This window comes from Caldisphaera lagunensis DSM 15908, assembly GCF_000317795.1.
In the GTDB taxonomy this organism is placed as follows: domain Archaea; phylum Thermoproteota; class Thermoprotei_A; order Sulfolobales; family Acidilobaceae; genus Caldisphaera; species Caldisphaera lagunensis.
The window spans coordinates 844,972-861,427 of record NC_019791.1 but is presented as its reverse complement, the minus strand read 5'-3'; the positions used below and the strand labels follow the sequence as shown (position 1 = coordinate 861,427).

General features: G+C 30.1%; 17 protein-coding genes and 1 tRNA gene. 12 read left to right on the top strand and 6 right to left on the bottom strand.

The annotated features are described in order from the left end of the window. Nucleotides 1-68: 68 nt before the first annotated feature. The gene (gene uppS / locus CALAG_RS04225; RefSeq protein ID WP_281086586.1) at nt 69-686 is read right to left on the bottom strand and encodes a polyprenyl diphosphate synthase; all 618 of its coding nucleotides are present in this window, start codon (nt 684-686) and stop codon (nt 69-71) included. Nucleotides 687-852: 166 nt separating this feature from the next. Here uppS and CALAG_RS04220 point away from each other — a divergent pair, with 166 nt between their 5' ends. From CALAG_RS04220 to speE, 4 genes are all read left to right on the top strand, one after another. Further along, nucleotides 853-1,713: a thiamine-phosphate kinase gene (locus tag CALAG_RS04220; RefSeq protein WP_015232504.1), complete on the top strand. Its 861-nt coding sequence runs from the start codon at nt 853-855 to the stop codon at nt 1,711-1,713. Between the two features lie 2 nt (nt 1,714-1,715). Further along, the gene (locus tag CALAG_RS04215) at nt 1,716-2,570 is read left to right on the top strand and encodes an N-glycosylase/DNA lyase (protein WP_048816740.1); all 855 of its coding nucleotides are present in this window, start codon (nt 1,716-1,718) and stop codon (nt 2,568-2,570) included. A gap of 124 nt (nt 2,571-2,694) precedes the next feature. Next, the gene (locus CALAG_RS04210) at nt 2,695-3,078 is read left to right on the top strand and encodes a 30S ribosomal protein S8e (RefSeq protein ID WP_015232502.1); all 384 of its coding nucleotides are present in this window, start codon (nt 2,695-2,697) and stop codon (nt 3,076-3,078) included. Between the two features lie 225 nt (nt 3,079-3,303). Beyond that, nucleotides 3,304-4,221: a polyamine aminopropyltransferase gene (gene speE / locus CALAG_RS04205; RefSeq protein ID WP_015232501.1), complete on the top strand. Its 918-nt coding sequence runs from the start codon at nt 3,304-3,306 to the stop codon at nt 4,219-4,221. Between the two features lie 356 nt (nt 4,222-4,577). Here the strand turns inward: speE and CALAG_RS04200 are convergent, their stop codons facing one another. Further along, nucleotides 4,578-5,456 carry a polysaccharide deacetylase family protein gene (locus tag CALAG_RS04200; protein WP_048816739.1) on the bottom strand — a complete coding sequence of 293 codons (879 nt, stop codon included), beginning with the start codon at nt 5,454-5,456 and terminating at the stop codon, nt 4,578-4,580. 103 nt (nt 5,457-5,559) lie between these two features. On the opposite strand from CALAG_RS04200, the gene cedA1 reads away from it, so the two are divergent. The 4 genes from cedA1 to CALAG_RS04180 are packed head-to-tail and all read left to right on the top strand — an operon-like array spanning nt 5,560 to nt 9,401. Then, nucleotides 5,560-5,799 carry a DNA import protein CedA1 gene (gene cedA1 / locus CALAG_RS04195; RefSeq protein ID WP_048816738.1) on the top strand — a complete coding sequence of 80 codons (240 nt, stop codon included), beginning with the start codon at nt 5,560-5,562 and terminating at the stop codon, nt 5,797-5,799. A 5-nt stretch (nt 5,800-5,804) separates the two neighbouring features. After that, on the top strand, nt 5,805-7,175 hold the full coding sequence (locus CALAG_RS04190; protein ID WP_015232498.1) for a hypothetical protein: 1,371 nt from the start codon (nt 5,805-5,807) through the stop codon (nt 7,173-7,175). After that, on the top strand, nt 7,175-8,668 hold the full coding sequence (locus tag CALAG_RS04185) for a helicase HerA domain-containing protein (RefSeq protein ID WP_015232497.1): 1,494 nt from the start codon (nt 7,175-7,177) through the stop codon (nt 8,666-8,668). The genes CALAG_RS04190 and CALAG_RS04185 overlap by 1 nt, the downstream gene beginning before the upstream one ends. A gap of 16 nt (nt 8,669-8,684) precedes the next feature. Beyond that, nucleotides 8,685-9,401, top strand: coding sequence for a 50S ribosomal protein L2 (locus tag CALAG_RS04180; RefSeq protein ID WP_015232496.1), 717 nt, complete (start codon nt 8,685-8,687; stop codon nt 9,399-9,401). On the opposite strand, the gene CALAG_RS04175 is transcribed toward CALAG_RS04180, so the two are convergent. Together CALAG_RS04175 and CALAG_RS04170 are read right to left on the bottom strand one after the other, a co-directional pair. Then, entirely contained in the window at nt 9,402-10,784 is a 1,383-nt protein-coding gene (locus CALAG_RS04175; protein ID WP_015232495.1) for a bifunctional hydroxymethylpyrimidine kinase/phosphomethylpyrimidine kinase, read from the bottom strand. Then, a complete protein-coding gene (locus CALAG_RS04170) occupies nt 10,777-11,865 on the bottom strand; it encodes an AIR synthase family protein (RefSeq protein WP_216476006.1) in 1,089 nt (362 codons plus the stop codon). The genes CALAG_RS04175 and CALAG_RS04170 overlap by 8 nt, the downstream gene beginning before the upstream one ends. A gap of 203 nt (nt 11,866-12,068) precedes the next feature. Here CALAG_RS04170 and CALAG_RS04165 point away from each other — a divergent pair, with 203 nt between their 5' ends. Next, on the top strand, nt 12,069-12,470 hold the full coding sequence (locus CALAG_RS04165) for a hypothetical protein (RefSeq protein ID WP_048816737.1): 402 nt from the start codon (nt 12,069-12,071) through the stop codon (nt 12,468-12,470). 37 nt (nt 12,471-12,507) lie between these two features. On the opposite strand, the gene CALAG_RS04160 is transcribed toward CALAG_RS04165, so the two are convergent. Then, nucleotides 12,508-12,582 (bottom strand) — tRNA-Val (locus CALAG_RS04160). 97 nt (nt 12,583-12,679) lie between these two features. On the opposite strand from CALAG_RS04160, the gene CALAG_RS04155 reads away from it, so the two are divergent. Together CALAG_RS04155 and CALAG_RS04150 are read left to right on the top strand one after the other, a co-directional pair. Continuing rightward, nucleotides 12,680-13,189: a hemerythrin domain-containing protein gene (locus tag CALAG_RS04155; protein ID WP_015232492.1), complete on the top strand. Its 510-nt coding sequence runs from the start codon at nt 12,680-12,682 to the stop codon at nt 13,187-13,189. A 109-nt stretch (nt 13,190-13,298) separates the two neighbouring features. Next, a complete protein-coding gene (locus CALAG_RS04150; protein ID WP_015232491.1) occupies nt 13,299-14,777 on the top strand; it encodes an MFS transporter in 1,479 nt (492 codons plus the stop codon). Nucleotides 14,778-14,780: 3 nt separating this feature from the next. Here CALAG_RS04150 and CALAG_RS04145 read toward each other — a convergent pair whose 3' ends face one another. Beyond that, nucleotides 14,781-15,050: a ferredoxin gene (locus tag CALAG_RS04145; RefSeq protein ID WP_015232490.1), complete on the bottom strand. Its 270-nt coding sequence runs from the start codon at nt 15,048-15,050 to the stop codon at nt 14,781-14,783. Between the two features lie 234 nt (nt 15,051-15,284). Here CALAG_RS04145 and CALAG_RS04140 point away from each other — a divergent pair, with 234 nt between their 5' ends. Next, nucleotides 15,285-16,454: an MFS transporter gene (locus CALAG_RS04140; RefSeq protein ID WP_048816736.1), complete on the top strand. Its 1,170-nt coding sequence runs from the start codon at nt 15,285-15,287 to the stop codon at nt 16,452-16,454. Nucleotides 16,455-16,456 lie beyond the last annotated feature (2 nt).

Genomic DNA, 16,456 nt, shown 5'->3' with positions numbered 1-16,456 from the left:
TAATATATATTCTTTTATGCCTTAAGACATACTAATTAAATCCATTGTCTTGATATGAGATTTTCCCATTATTTCCCAAAGTTTCTTTGTTGTAAAGAAAACCATTTTAATGCCTTTTTTAATTCATTTTCATTAAAATCAGGCCATAACATATTTGTAAAATATAATTCTGCATAACTTACTAATAATGGAAAGAAACCACTTATTCTCCTAACTCCTCCAGTTCTAATTACTAAATCGATTGGTTTCATGTTTAAAGATGGCAAATTTGTTTCTCCTTTCTTTAGCAAATTAATTTCCCATTCTCCAGAATAACAATACGCTAAATTTAAAAATCCATTTTTTCTATTCTTTGTTTCTTCTTCAGTTTTTTGAATTTCATTTTGAACAAATTCAGGTGTTATACTTGTATCCCCAATTACCTTAACAGCAATATCATTTTCATTTAATTTCTTATTTTGTCTAATATATGAAAAACCTTCTTTAGATAACTCGAAAAGAAAATTTAATTCTTCTTTACTCCTTTTTATGCAATTTTCATAACTTAAAACATAAACAGATGCGTTATAAATTCCATAATCAATTATATTGTCTAATATCCTTTTTAAATTATCAAACCCATTCTTGTATGCAGTAAAATAATCCATTCCATTTCTTTTCGCCCACCTTCTGTTCCCATCAGGTATAATTCCTATATGAATTGGCAGATTTTTCGTTTTTATTCCCCTACGCTTTTACGTTATTAATCCTTGCTAATATATTTTATTGAATATTGATTTTTTAAATTTAAAAACATTTTCTTTTAACAGGGGATAAAAACTGGAAGATTGGCAAAAACTAATTAATGAAGTCATGAAAAATAGCAAAAACGAATGGTGCAAAGATTATGATGCATGTCCTTTAGAAGATTTTTTAATTAACATAGATGGATATGCATCGTCGAGAAGCAAATTACCATGGATGACATATGAAGATTGGTCGTTTAAAGCAGCTTTGGCGTCTGCAAGCGATGTTATTGTATCTGGAGGAAAACCAATCGCATTATCTTATAGTGTAGGAGCAACTGATGAAAATGTTTTAAAATCAGTATCATTAGGTATTGGTAAAGCATCAGAATATTTAAAAAGCATTGTTTTAAAAGGAGATAGCAATAAATCAATAAATGATTCGTGGATAGATGTAGTTTTTATAGGGAAAATGGAAAATAAAAAATATGTAAAAAGAAGTGGAGCAAAAAAAGGAGATTACCTAATACAAATAGGTTATTTAGGTTATGGTTCATTAGCCCAAAAGTTATTAGAAAATAAAATAAATATTAATGAAATCGATAAAAATATATTAAATAAAACAATAACACCAGATTTTCAAATAAATGCTTATATTCCTATATATAAATATGCAACATCTTCTTCGGACAATAGCGATGGATGGATGTCAACCTTATACAATATATCAGAATCAAGTAGAGTTAAAATTTTACTTGATTCAATAGAAATAGATCCATTACTTAATAACTATATTCACGAAGAGGAAGCATTATATAGCTGGGAAGACTATAATTTTGCTGCTACTGTTAGTGAAGAAAATTTAGACTATTTTTTAGAAGAATGCTCAAATTTAAACATAAGGTGCTTCGTTGTAGGGAAAATAGATGAAGGTTATGGGGTTTATTATAATAACAAAAAAGTAAATAATTTTGGATGGTTGTGGTAAAATTGAATATAAATAATGAGAGGTTAATTAAAGTTTCAGATTCAATAAAAAACTTCGGGTTAGACAATGTCTTAATTTTAGAAGAAAAATTAGACCCTCAATTTGATTATATTCAAAAGCTTAAAGAAAAAGTGGGAAAAAATTATGCAACAATTTATTCCTTACTTGTTTCCCTAATAAGTTATAAATTAACAATGAAAGGTGAAGATTGGTGGAAATGTTTTTCTGAATATTTGTCTGCTAAAGATATACCAAAAAATTTTGAAGAGTCGATAAATAACGTAATAAATTTCATTAATGATTGCAAAGGATCAATTATTGGAAGAGCTGCAAAGATAAAGAGGATTGAAAAAGTAGTTAAAGGATCTAGAGATATATTGTTAGAAATTTTAGAAAGACCAGAAGTTGTATTAGAAAAACCCAATAAAATATTGGAAGAAATTGCAAAATCCTTAAATAGTAAAGAATGGAAGAAAACAATAACATTTTCAATAAAAATGTCTTATTATGCTATAAAAAATAGAGGAGAACTAAGACCATTGAATATCGTTATACCTATGCCAATAGATGTCAGAATATCATGCATTTCATATACAAGCGGAATTATTGAAAGCAACTCATATAAAGAGATACTCAAAAAACCTAAAATTGCTATAGAAGCATGGGATAAGGTTTCTCAATTAAGCAACATACCTCAAATTCATTTAGATAGCCTTTTATGGATAATAGGTAGAAATTCTATGGAATTGAGCTTGGATGAAGCGAAAGAAAATGCTAAAAGAATCTTAATGAAATATTTTGATAAAGATAAAGTTGATTATTTATTATATAACCTATTTTATAGAGAATGTAAATAATTAATAAAAATATAAATGGAGACTTAATTTAAAATGCAATCATTATAATACAAACATCAACAAAAATTAAAGTTTATAAGCTTATATTCTTACCAATGAATCGCGAGGCTTTCGGTGGTAAAGAATGGGAGTTTACCAATATAGAGACATAAAAAAACCTAGTGGTGGATTGAGGCATTTAATTCATAAGAGGAAAAGAAGATATGCTATGGGAGAGATTTTTGTTCCAGTCGTTTTACAAGAAAACGATGAGAAAGTAATAAAAAGAGTTATGGGAGGTAATGCTAAAGTATCTCTAAGGAAAGTTTCCAAGGCAATAGTTACTGACAAAAATGGAAAAGCAAAGGTAACTAAGATATTAAATGTTCTGTCAACTCCATCAAATAGAGAATATGCAAAAAGAAATATAATAACAAAAGGAGCAATTATACAAACAAGTGATGGAAAAGCAAGGGTAACATCAAGACCAGGTCAAGACGGTATAGTTAATGCAGTTCTTATAGACTGACCCTCCAAGGGATCCCCCCATCGATACGACTAACCTTCCGGTTAGCTCAATTCTGTTTCAAATTGCTCCTCTACTACCATATATCTTAATGTGTCTATACATTTGTTTCCATAATTGAAGGCATAAGTGGGCATTAATCCCGACCAGCAAGGCTTTCTACTTACTTTAATTGAATCTCAGAAAACTTTTATTTCTAAACCTAGTTATCTTAATTGAGTGAGAGGTATGTCAACAAATTATCCATGGCATTGGATTATTGAATGGAGTACCCCAGGAACTGCTCATATGCATGCTGTTAACAAAGTTTATGCATTTGGTCAGTCAAAATTTCAGAAATGGATAATAGTAGATTATGTTGATTTAGGTAAGGCCTTAGTTATAGACGGAAAAATTCAATCTTCCTTGTATGATGAATTTGTCTATCACGAATCATTAGTCCATCCAGCAATGATATTAAATGGTAATCCAAAAAAGGTATTAATTTTAGGTGGTGGAGAAGGGGCAACAGCAAGAGAGGCATTGAGATTTAAGTCAGTTGAAAAAGTAATTATGGTAGATATAGATGATCAAGTGGTTGAGGTTTGTAAAAAGTATTTGCCTGAATGGCATCAATATTCATTTTATAATAGCAAAGTGAAGGTCATTATAGACGATGCAGAACATTATATAGATAATACTGATGAAAAATTTGATGTAATAATCTCAGATTTAGTTGACCCAGAAGAAGCAGGGCCGGCAGTTAGACTTTACACAAGAGAATTTTATAACAAAATAGTAAATAAGTTGGAAAAGAATGGAATTTTTGTTACCCAATCAACCAGTCCAGTTTTAACACCAACAGTACATGCAGTAATATTTAATACAATTAAGAGTGTGTTTAAATATGCCACTTCTTATTATTCTTACATAAGGAGTTTTGAAGGAATTTGGGGTTTTGTAATAGCATCAAATGACATTAATGTTGAAAATGTTAAAAACTTAGATGTAGATAACATGATCAATAAAATGGCTGAAGGTAAAAATAGATACTATGATAACGAATCACATGCCCATATGTTTAATGTACCTAAGTTTATAAGAAATATTCTAGAAAAAGAAAAGAGAGTTTCGACTCTTAGTAATCCAATATATTTACCTGCCTAATTAATAAAGGCATTTTTAATCAATATTTATTAATGGATTACTTGTTTATACCTTTAATACTATCCCTTCTTAGCTTTTATTTTTGTTAAAATTATAATGAAATTTCTAAATCTTTTCAGATTGAAATAGAGAAACTTCAAATTCCTGTAAAAAAATGGATAACAAAAACTTAAAAACTATGCTAAATTATACAATGATCTTACTCTTTTACCTTTACTTTTTAACTTTGATCTACCATAGCAAGGATAACAGAAGGAATTGTTAGCATAATTTATGCAAATAAAGCTCTACAAATAATTTTAATTAAATTTATCGCATGATATTATCTAAAAATAAAAAGTTTCTCTTTTCAATTTTTATTTATTTAATTTAAAATTATTTAGCCAAAATTCAGCAATTTCTTCCCTTTTAGCTATCCAAACATCAAAGGATTTTATATAATTTAAGAAATCTTTTAAAGCTTTAATCCTACCAGGTCTGCCTATTATCCTAACATGCATACCAATGCTCATCATTTTAGGCTCATATTTAGATTCTTCATAAAGTTGATCAAATGCGTCTTTTGCATATGAGAAAAATTCTTCAGCTGTACTAAACCTATTCATTGGATATAAGAAGTGAAAATCGTTAACATCAGGAGTATAGGGTATTATTAGAAACCCTTTATAATAATATGGCAAATCATCATTATATGCATCAGAATCATACATAAAACCAAGATCTTTAACAATATCTATCGTATTCACGCTAGGTTCCCTTGCGTAAAATCCTTTTGGTTTATATCCGGTAATTTTTTCTATTATTTCTACAGATTTCTCTATTTGTCTTTTTTCTTCATCATAACTTAGCCTATAATTTTCGAACCATCTTAATCCATGATCTACTATTTCATGACCTTGATTAACAATTGCCTTTGCAGCTATAGGATTTAATTCCAATGTGTGAGCAACCGCAAAGAAGGAAGCCTTAACATTATAATCATTTAATACTTTCAAAATCCTCCAAATAGCAACCCTGGTTCCATATTCATAAACGCTTTCCAACCCAACATCTCTCTCTTTTATATCTATTGGAGGAAACTCTCCAACTGATTCTACTATGCCATCTACATTATATGAATGCTCAGATCCGCATTCATAATTGAAAACAAGGTTTACTGCTAACCTCTTATTACCTGGCCATTTAAAATCTAAATGATTTTCTCCATAACCTATAAAATCTCTTTCATAAACCAAACTGTTCACCACAATAATTTAATTTTTTAAATCTTATTAAATTTTATCTTTTAGTTTTGATTCAGGGAGAGTTTTTTATATGCTTATAGTCAATGGTGATACTATGGATATTATCACATTTGTCCAACAAATTACGGAAAGAATTACCGCATTAGCTTGGGCACTTTTCTTATTAACATGGAGTGTTGGATGGACCATTAGGGGGTCTCCAATACCAATAAACAAATTAAAGAGATTAGGTTCAAGTTTAATAGAGGATTCTATATGGGCAGCTTTTTGGCTTGCAATTGGATCTTCTTTGTTTAGTTTCATTGTTTACGTCGTTAATTTAATAACAGGTTGATAAAAATGGATTATTTTTATTATTTATTAGCAATAAATTTATCTCTTCTAACTTTTTATATAGGTGTCTTAATAATAGCTTTACCAATACCTATTAAAGGCCTTAAAAAATGGGGTTCTTCACTTATAAAAGATTCAATTTTATCGTTTATAATTATAATATCAATATATTTTATTTATAACTATATAAATAACTTAGCAAATTCATTAGGAGGATCATGGGGATACTTTAACTTATGGTATTCAAATGCGATCTCTTTGAGTATAACAATAAAAGCCTTCTTATTGGAAATACTTGCAGTATCAAGCAAAATTCCTTTGGCCTCCCAGATAAGATCATTAGTTTCACCAATTAATGACGCTTTAACTGCAGAAATAATTTTCTTAGCGGGTCTTTGGGGGATATATTTTATAGTAAATTCTTTAGGCCAAACCTTACTAATGTTTGGAATCGTTTTATATTCAATACCTTTTAGAATTGCAAGAGATGCTGGAGCTTGGTTCATATCATTTATATTAGTTTTTAGCATTGGATTACAGCTTTTACCCGTTTTTACAACAAATATTGCAGAATCAGCCGGTGTAAATTTAAATGGACAAGCAATGAGTTTAGGATTAACGTTTGTTAATGCTAAAGCAACATATAGAGGTAATGCTATTAAAAATTCATTAATTTATGTTTATACATATAACAATTCATATCAACAGATAGCATTATATAAAACAGATAATAATGGTGAAATAGTTAGCCCATATTATGGAGATGAGATACCATTACCCAGCGAAGTTCCATCTTATATTTTCTCTGTAATAGATGGAGTAGCGTTTAAACTATATCCATACCCATTTTATCCATATAATTTAACTTTTAACAATCAGGGTTTTAATTTATATACAAACAACATTTTATATGAAAATGAAAACTATACATTAGCATTTGAGGTTAATGGGAATTATAGCTCATATATTTTAGGTAATAAGGTATACATTTATGGTAATGGGGGATATGTAGAAATAAGAGCATTAAATGGTTGTGTTTCAAACTTAACCCATATAAATTTCGTAGAATATTTTGGAGAATGGAATTTTTATAATTTGAAGGGATATTATTATAAATTTGTGCCAAACAATCAAAGCAATTCTTATTTAATATTTACCATAAATAATTGCAATGTTTCTCAAATAAACGTTAAATATATAGATTATGCAAATAATTATTTAGGACTAGAAAATATATTAACCCCATCAATTTTAGAATATTTGCTTCTTTATTATATTACCGTTCCTTTGATGTACTTTTCCTTGCTTATATCAATAACGTATGGTTTAGCAAGGTTGCTAGGAGGCAGGAGAGGTATTATACCAAGAGTGATATAATGCTTACCCCCTTTCAAATTTTTGATTTTATAATAGGTATTATAGCATTTGTTTCAATATTTTTAATATTAAAAAATATGAGATCTGGAACTGATCTTGCATTACCTTTAAAAATAAAACCAAAAAAGAAGGGCGAGGTTATTGAATATGAAATCAATGGGAAAAAGTATGCTGGTATTGCATATATATCAGATAACCTTCCCAGAGGAGGTGAAGATTTACCTAAGAGATTAATAAGAATTGCCAGATCATCAAGGCTAAGCGTCTCATTTATTTCAAATATGTATAACGTTAATAAAAGCTCATTATTAAAACTTATTGATGAAGAAATGAAAAAGGCTGACTTAAGTTTTTCTACAACAAATCAAACAAAATATAGGGAGAGATTAAGATTTTTGGAGGATTTATATAAAGAAGTTGCAAGAATAGGAGTGCCATACATAGGTAGTTTTGGATTTATAGTTTGGATTGATAAAGATGACAGGGATTCAGAATTATATGCAGAATCTTTTAGGAGTCTAGTTGAAGCTGAGGCCCAAATAAAAACAAGGAGGATTTCAAATATAGAAGAGATTTTATCTATTACTAATCCAATGGATACTATTGATGAATCCACATCTTTTGCTATAACTTCTGCTGATGATATAGGGGAATACGAAGGGATTGTTATTGGAGAAGAATATGATGAACATGGAAAAACAGTTTTATTATCATGGCCTGACCATTTTAAACATCATATAGGTATCTTTGGTCCAACTGGAAGAGGAAAAACAGTTTTATTAGCAGGAATTGCTATGCAACTTTCACTAATTTCATCCATTACGAAAAATCCTCAATCTATAATTGTCATAGATCCTAAAGGAGATCTATCCTCTCTATTAAGAAAAAACGCTGATTTTTATATAGAACCGGGCATAAATGATTGCGTTAAAATTCCTAGGATGAATGGCTTAGCAAATAAATTAATTGAAAGCTCTATGAAAACTGGTGAAGGGGGTAAAATTAATTTATGTGAAGGCCATATGGAAAAGAAGGGATTAATGGTATACAATTTATCTAAGATGCCTAACGAAACAAGGAATGTATATGCCTCCTTGTTAATATCATCTCTTGCCTTACAGGCAAGTGAAGAAGGTTTTTCCACACCATTGGTATTGATTATTGATGAAACGTGGAGAATTGTTAACAATTCATACTTTCATTTAGAATTTGCTATGAGGGAGGGTAGAAGTAAGGGACTTTATACGATTTACGCAACTCAAATACCAAGCGATGTAGGCAAGAATATAATAGATAATACGGGAGTTAAAGTTATATTTGGAGGTTTTACGAACTATTACGTTGATATATCACAGCAAATTGGAATTGAAAATGCTGACATATTAAAAGAACTACCTGTTGGTCACATGATTCTTAAAATAGAGAATAATCGTGAAAAAACCGTAAAGGTTATAGACTTTAACAAATTGCTTAAAAAAGGAGAAAATAGCTAAAAAATAGGTGCGAAAAATGGGAAAAAGTTTAAGGCAGCAAAGGGCTGGCAGAGGAGGTTCGCAGTTCAGAAATCCAGGATTTATACATGTTAGCCCTGGAAAATACTTGCCCAATGATGGTAAAACAGAGAAGGGTATAATAAAGGATTTAGTCCATGATCCAGGTAGATATGTGCCATTAGCTTATGTTATAACTGAATCTGGAAAGGAATTCTTTGTTCCTGCGGCAGAAGGAGCATATGTTGGTCAAGAAATCCAGATAGGAGAAAATGCTGAACCCAATTTTGGAAACATATTACCATTAAACAAAATACCTGAAGGAACATATGTTTTTAATGTTGAACTAAGGCCAGGAGATGGAGGAAAATTAGCAAGACAAGCTGGAAGCTATGCGTTGGTTTTAGGAAAAAGTGGGGATAAAGTTAGAATAAGACTTCCAAGTAAAGTTGAAAAGGAATTAGATGGAAATTGCAGAGCAACCATAGGCATTCCTGCTGGTGCAGGGAGAATCGAAAAACCATTGTTAAAGGCTAGCGCTTCTTATTATAAATCAAAGGCAAAGGCAACTAAATTCCCAACAGTAAGAGGGGTTGCAATGAATGTTGCATCTCATCCATTTGGTGGTGGTTCGCATCAACATGAAGGCAGACCCACAACAGTTGCTAGAAATACCCCACCTGGTAGAAAAGTTGGCCATATAGCTGCAAGAAGAACTGGAAAGAAGAAAAAGTAGTCATAATAATTCGGCAATCTTTATCATTTTTCCAACAACTTCATTTGCAGTTTTTCCAAATATAATTGCTCCAGGTTCCTTTCCAAAATCACCATAATCTATTATTATATCTAATGGATTACTCATGTTTTTAATACTCATGTTTTTAATAGCAAATTCTATTCCCCATTGCATTGATCCTCCTTCCTTCTCTTTCACATCTTTCGGTTCATATTTTCTATCATAATATGAATATGAAAAGTTTAATTTTTCAATTATTCTTTTAATATCATCATTATAAGCAATATTTGCTGCAGATCTATATTCTGGGAAATAATCCATAAACTTTAGTAAAGCCCTGGCAACATGATCACTAGCCCCAAATTCAGGTTCTTTTGCAAATATTAATTTATCTTTAAATTTTCTGATTCTTCCAGGAACTGCAATAACGTCATCTATACTTCTAGCATAAAACCTTGGTAAAGCCATAGCTAAATTTGTTGATATTTCTGGAATTAGTTTTGCAATGAGCTCTTGTTTTTCATCCAATAATTTCAATGCGTTTTTCATTTCAATATATACCATATATTTATGATAAGGTATTTCCATATATGATATTGGATTTACTGGACCATGGCCTTTACCTAATGGTAATCCATAAAATATAGCGTTGCTTATTAATTCTTTAGCAATCTTTATTGATTCAACTATTCCATAACCTTTAGCCAAATTAGCTGTTATTGATGCAGAAAACGAGCAACCTGTTCCATGATCACTCTTTGTATTTATTCTCTTTCCTACAAATTCTCTAAATTCTCCATTATAATACAAAACATCTATTGATTCCTCCCCCTTCATATGACCTCCTTTTACTATTGCAGCCTTTGCTCCGAATTCTTCTACAATTATTTTTGCAGCCTTTCTTGCATCATCTAAATTAAGTATTTTCATATTAGTGATTTTTTCTGCTTCTGGTATATTAGGGGTAATTACTGTAGCTCTTGGTATTAATTTTTTTATTAATATATTTACTGCATCTTCCCTAAGCAAAGGAGCACAACTCTTTGAAACCATAACAGGATCTATTACCAAAGGAAAATCATATGATTTTAGAGTGTTTGCAACTTCTTCAACTATTAGAGCATTGCTTAACATTCCTGTTTTTGCTGCATCTATTCCAAAATCATTATACACAGCTTCTATCTGTTTTCTAACCATATCTGGAGTTACATCGTAAATTCCAGTAACTTCATATGTATTTTGTGCTGTAACACTTGTTATAGCAACAGTACCATGAACACCTAAAGAAGCGAATGTTTTAAGATCTGCTGCTATTCCAGCTCCTCCACCACTATCACTTCCTGCTATAGTTAAAGCAACTGGAATTTGTTTGTACTTATTCATATTTTCCACCCTTAACTAATTCTAACGTCTTATAGAATATTGGCCAAAAATCATCTTTTTCTGGCTGTTTTATTTCTTTTTCATTACCATCAATTAAATATACCCCCCTCCCTTCTTTTGCTTCACCTATTATTTGTGCTTCAATACCTCTTTCTTTTAATAAATTGATTGCCTCATCTTTCATATCTTTGCTAATAGCAGCAATTAATGTGCCTTCACTTATTGATGCGTATGGATCGATTTTTAGATTAGTAAATCTAGAAAATGAATCTAAAACCTTTGAAACATCCTCTCTTATAAATAATTTATCCTTATAAACATCAATTCTTATATTGCTTGCCTCTGCAATATCATTTAATGCTCCCCAAACTCCATATTCTGTTGCATCATGCATAGCCTTTACCCCCTTCCTTAATCCAAGCTTAGATAATGTTAAAGCATCGTCAACAACTGATTGAAGCCAAAATATGTTTTGGGCATTTAATGCAAATTCCTTCCCATAGTCCTTTTCTAATACTTGAGGAAATAAAGAAGCTAAAATTCCTGCAGTCTCTATTGCTGGCCCTTTTGTCATTAAAATTAAGTCTCCAGGTTCTGCCATAGCAGGGGAAACATAATTATCTTTATCTGTTATCCCTATTAAAGTGGCACCACCTATCATTGGATAATCAATTCCTTCATACCTTCCTGTATGTCCTGCAACTATTGAAATCCCTAATTTTAAACATTCATTATGAATGTTTAGCCACATTTCCTTAAATTCATCATCTGTCATCTTCATAGGTAGGTTTAGATCAATAAACAAATATTTTGGAGGTATGCCTGAAACAGCTACATCACTTGCTAATATATGAACTGCGAACCATGAACTTTTCTTCCAACCATATTCCGGAACTATATAAACTGGATCTACCTCAATTATCAAATCTTTATCTCCAACCCTTAATACTCCGAAATCAACTCCAAATTGCGGACCAACCTTTACATCGGAACTTTTTACCCCTAAGTTAGGATATATTGTATCTTCAAACAATTTTCTATTAACTTTTCCAATTATTTTATTTGAGATCAAAGCAAACACCCTATAATTATTACCCTTATCAGTAGTAACAAGCAAGTTATTAAAGTTTTATATTTATAATTTTTATTGCAAATTTTTGTGTATTATTGCATAATCCAACACCTTTTATGTAAAAAAAGTATACCTAAGGTATAAGAATAAAACCAATGAAGATTATTAAGATTCCGGTGATAAAAATAGTATTCATAAACATTATACCGAAATTGCCTTTCAAAATCTATAATCAATATGGTAATGATAAAAAGGGATCTCCCATAAACTATTTTTTATCTATCACAAGAAATCAAAATATTAAAAGTTCTGAAGATATAGTAAATATGATATATAATGAAATAAATAGACTATGTATAGGATTGAGAATGGTATTAGATTCACATTTTTATTCTAAATATGGTAAAAACTATGTAGAAATCCTTATTTCTAATCCTTATTTAGCTTACAACGAATCATTAAAAATATTATCGGAAGACTCTGTTAGACTAATATTTAAAACTATCTTGAAAACATTTAATATAAATCATTATGAAATTGAAATGATAATAAATGAAATATCAAAAGGAAATGATAGAGCATTAAAACAAGATTTTCATCATAATGCTTTTTAATATTTTAAAAAATTTTTAAAATAATAAAACTGAAAGGTGGGCCCGGCCGGACTTGAACCGGCGACCTCCGCCGCGTCAGGGCGGCGTCCTAACCAAACTAGACTACGGGCCCTCATGTTTTAATTGAATGCTACCCCTTTAAAATCATTTCTTTTTTACAAATAAATGGTTAATACCTTTCACAATATAAATATCAAGAGGAGAGAATAGTGATTGCAGTAACCATCGAACTTCAAGATGAACATGATTTTATTTCAAGAGTAAACTCTTTCATAAAAAATTATGATATTAATAATGAAGATCTAAACAAATTAAATAGCCTTTTGAAAATATTAAAAGAGTTTGTAGGTAATTGCCATCACAAAAAGGAAGAAATATTCATATTTCCTTATTTAATAAATAAAGGTGGTGATGAGGCTTCATTGGCTAACAAAATGATAGATGAGCATAGGATTATTGAAAACTTGGAATCTCAATTAGAGTTAAACATAAATAAAAGAAATTTTAATGATACTAAAAATATTTTAAATGATTTAACATCTATATTAGATTCTCATATACAAGAAGAGAATACAGTAGTGTTTTCATATGCAGAATTTATAATTGATGATACTACAAAAGAGAAATTAATAAGAGAGATGTCTCAATATGAAAATAATACATATTATTGCAATAAAGAAAAATATGAAAATATACTCCAATCAATAGTTAATATTTAACTATAAATAAAAAATTTTTAATAATAATTTTTAATAATTTCAATAAATTTATTTTATATACAAAAAAGATATATAGCCTAAAGAATTAACAACTATCAAGGGGGATACTATGGAATATAAATGGAAGGCGCTCTCTGTTACGAGTGTTGGGTCATTTATGTCAGCAATAGATAGCACTGTTGTTCTTTTGGCATTAGTGCCTATAACAGAAGATCTTCATGCAGATTACGTAACAATAGTATGGATAGTTATTGGTTATTTGCTCGCAAGCACTAGCTTAGTTTTAAGCTTAGGCAGAATGGGAGATATGTATGGAAGAAAAAGAATATATAACTTAGGATTTGTTGTCTTTACTATAGGATCTTTATTTGCTGCATTGTCTATGAATGGAATTCAATTAGTTATATTTAGAGCTATTGAAGGTATTGGTTCAGCTATGATGATAGCAAATTCATTGGCAATAATATCTATAGCTTTTCCACCTAATGAGAGAGGCAAGGCATTTGGAGTTAACTCAATAGTATGGGCTACGGGGAATATTTTAGGTATTGTTTTAGGAGGGTTTATAATTACCTTTACTACTTGGAGATGGATATTTTTAATAAATGTACCAATAGGTATATTTGGCACTCTTTGGGCTTGGAAGACATTAAAAGAAACGAAGGCAAACAACATTAAAGAATCCTTTGATGTACCTGCTGCGATAGCTTTTACATTAGGAATCCTTTTAATACAATTAGGGGTAACAAATGGGCTTTTATATGGATGGCATGATATATCAACAATTATTTCGTTTATATTGTCACCATTTCCATTTATATTCTTTTTAGTTTGGGAAACGAGATTTGCCAAAGATCCAATAATTGATTTAAAGCTTTTCTTTGGAAATAGAATGTTTAGTGCTTCAACTTTTACCGCAACAATACAAAGCCTTGCATTATTTGCTGTTAACTTCTTGCTTCTCTTCTATCTAGAAGGTATATATGGTTTAAATGTTTTGACAGCATCTTATTTGATAATACCTATGGCATTAGTTAATGCTATAATAGGACCTTTTGGAGGTAGACTTAGCGATAAATACGGATCAAGATTAATAAGCACGATAGGACTTGGTTTCCAAGCTATTGCTATATTAATGCTTAGCTTTATGAATTCCTCTACACCTCTTTGGTATATAGCTTTAACAGAAGCAATTTTTGGTATAGGAGGAGGACTATTCTGGCCATCAAATACAAGTGCAGTAATGTCTGGAGCACCTAAAGGCAAGTATGGCGCAGCCTCAGGAGTTTTATCTACATTTAGAAACACAGGTATGATATTAAGCTTCGCAGTTGCTTTATCTGCAGTCGCTGCCAGATTGCCATCTTATATAGTATATCAATTGTTTGTTGGTACAATCAATTCAAAATTAGACGTATCAACAGCTAATATTTATTTATCAGCACAATCATTTGCATATCACATATCATTTGGATTACTAATAGTGGCAATGATAGTTTCCTTAATTAGACCAAGTAAACAATTACAAGGAATATCTAGCCAAGAAAAATTATCTCAGCAGCAAAAAATTCCATTGCAAAATAGTTAATTTTTAATGCATCTGTTGGCCGTCTTTGCTATAGTGTATTATTTGAGTTGGGCAACTCTGAGATGCTGCATCTACACAATCTTGCAATTCATCAGGAACTGTTCCCTCGCTCCTTGTTCCTTGTTCCTTTTTATCTGGATCAGGTCTCCATTTATTCACTATTTCTGCCTTTCCATCGATTTCATTCATCTGAAATACATCAGGGCATAGACTAACGCAAACCATATCTGCTATGCAATTTTCCCTTGGTTCTATCCAAACTTTTATGGTCATTTTTACTCACCAAATGATCTATATTTTTTCAGACTTTTAAGCTTTAATAAATATCAAAATTTATTTAAGAAATTTCCTATTTATATAAATGTATAATAAATTTAAGTATTACCTTATGTTGAATTAAACTACCTTTGCTCTTTTGGAAATAAACTGACTTTCCCCCATTAGGAAGAAACTCCCATAAAGTTAAAATATTTATTATTCTTTGTAAGGATTTTAATTGTGGTTTATATGAATTCAGGATTTGCAAGAATTTTGATAAGTAAATCATTAAGGGTATTCTTATCAGGAATAATAGCAATTATAACGCCTATATATTTAAAATATCTAGGACTAACGCCATTTTTAATAGGTATATCAATATTTATAATAGTATTGGGTAATGTAGTTACTAACCTCATATTAACCTGGTTTAGAAATAAAATAAACATAAAAACTTATTTAATGATAATAAGTCTGCTTTTTTCCATAGCAGGATTTATGATATTTTTTTCTACTCAACTTTACATAATTTTTATAGCCTTATTTTTAGGAAATATTAGTACATCAGGAACTGAAACAGGTCCGTTCCAATCAATAGAAACTGGAATTCTACCTGAATTAGTTAATAAGAATTTCATAAATAGAGCATATGGAATTTATAATTTCTTAGGATACGCGTTATCTTCTTTAGGATCATTAACCTCATCCATTCCTTCTTATCTTGGAGAATCATTGTTTTCATTTAAGATATTTTACTTAATATATGGAATAGGAGGACTTGTTATGCTTATTAATTATTCTATGCTTAACTTCAAAGAAGAACCCTCATTAAGAATACCAATAAAAAAATTTGATAAAAATGCAAAAAAAGATCTATATCTTATAACTACATTGTTTTCATTAGATGCCTTAGGTGGAGGCTTTATCCTACAATCAATTATTGCTTATTGGTTTAATTTAAGATATAATGTTTCGCTTAAAATATTGGGTCCATTATTTATGGCAGTAAACATAATTACTGCTATGTCTATATTATTGGCTCCATTAATAGCTGAAAAATTAGGTAATTTAAGAACGATGGTAATAACTCATTTGATTTCCAACTTTTTCTTGATAATGATACCAGTTTTCCCATCTTTTTGGTTAAGCGTGCTATTTTTGCTTTTAAGGCAGAGTACTTCCCAGATGGATGTACCAACAAGACAAGCATTCATAGTAGAAATATTTAAAAAAGAATATAGGGTTTCTTTTAATGCAATATCAAATACATTTAGAAGCCTAGCATCATTAGCAGGATCCCCAATTGATGGAATAGCATTAGGATATAGCCTCTTTACATTTCCATTATTTTCCGGAGGATTCATAAAAATTATTTATGATTTGGCTATATTCTATTACTATCATAATAGAGTTAAATAAAA

Coding starts and splice junctions, on each gene's coding strand:
- CALAG_RS04220 (WP_015232504.1), top strand. CDS start 853: ATGAAAAATAGCAAAAACGAATGGTGCAAAGATTATGATGCATGTCCT.
- CALAG_RS04210 (WP_015232502.1), top strand. CDS start 2,695: ATGGGAGTTTACCAATATAGAGACATAAAAAAACCTAGTGGTGGATTG.
- speE (WP_015232501.1), top strand. CDS start 3,304: ATGTCAACAAATTATCCATGGCATTGGATTATTGAATGGAGTACCCCA.
- cedA1 (WP_048816738.1), top strand. CDS start 5,560: ATGGATATTATCACATTTGTCCAACAAATTACGGAAAGAATTACCGCA.
- CALAG_RS04190 (WP_015232498.1), top strand. CDS start 5,805: ATGGATTATTTTTATTATTTATTAGCAATAAATTTATCTCTTCTAACT.
- CALAG_RS04185 (WP_015232497.1), top strand. CDS start 7,175: ATGCTTACCCCCTTTCAAATTTTTGATTTTATAATAGGTATTATAGCA.
- CALAG_RS04180 (WP_015232496.1), top strand. CDS start 8,685: ATGGGAAAAAGTTTAAGGCAGCAAAGGGCTGGCAGAGGAGGTTCGCAG.
- CALAG_RS04175 (WP_015232495.1), bottom strand. CDS start 10,784: ATGAATAAGTACAAACAAATTCCAGTTGCTTTAACTATAGCAGGAAGT.
- CALAG_RS04150 (WP_015232491.1), top strand. CDS start 13,299: ATGGAATATAAATGGAAGGCGCTCTCTGTTACGAGTGTTGGGTCATTT.
- CALAG_RS04145 (WP_015232490.1), bottom strand. CDS start 15,050: ATGACCATAAAAGTTTGGATAGAACCAAGGGAAAATTGCATAGCAGAT.
- CALAG_RS04140 (WP_048816736.1), top strand. CDS start 15,285: ATGAATTCAGGATTTGCAAGAATTTTGATAAGTAAATCATTAAGGGTA.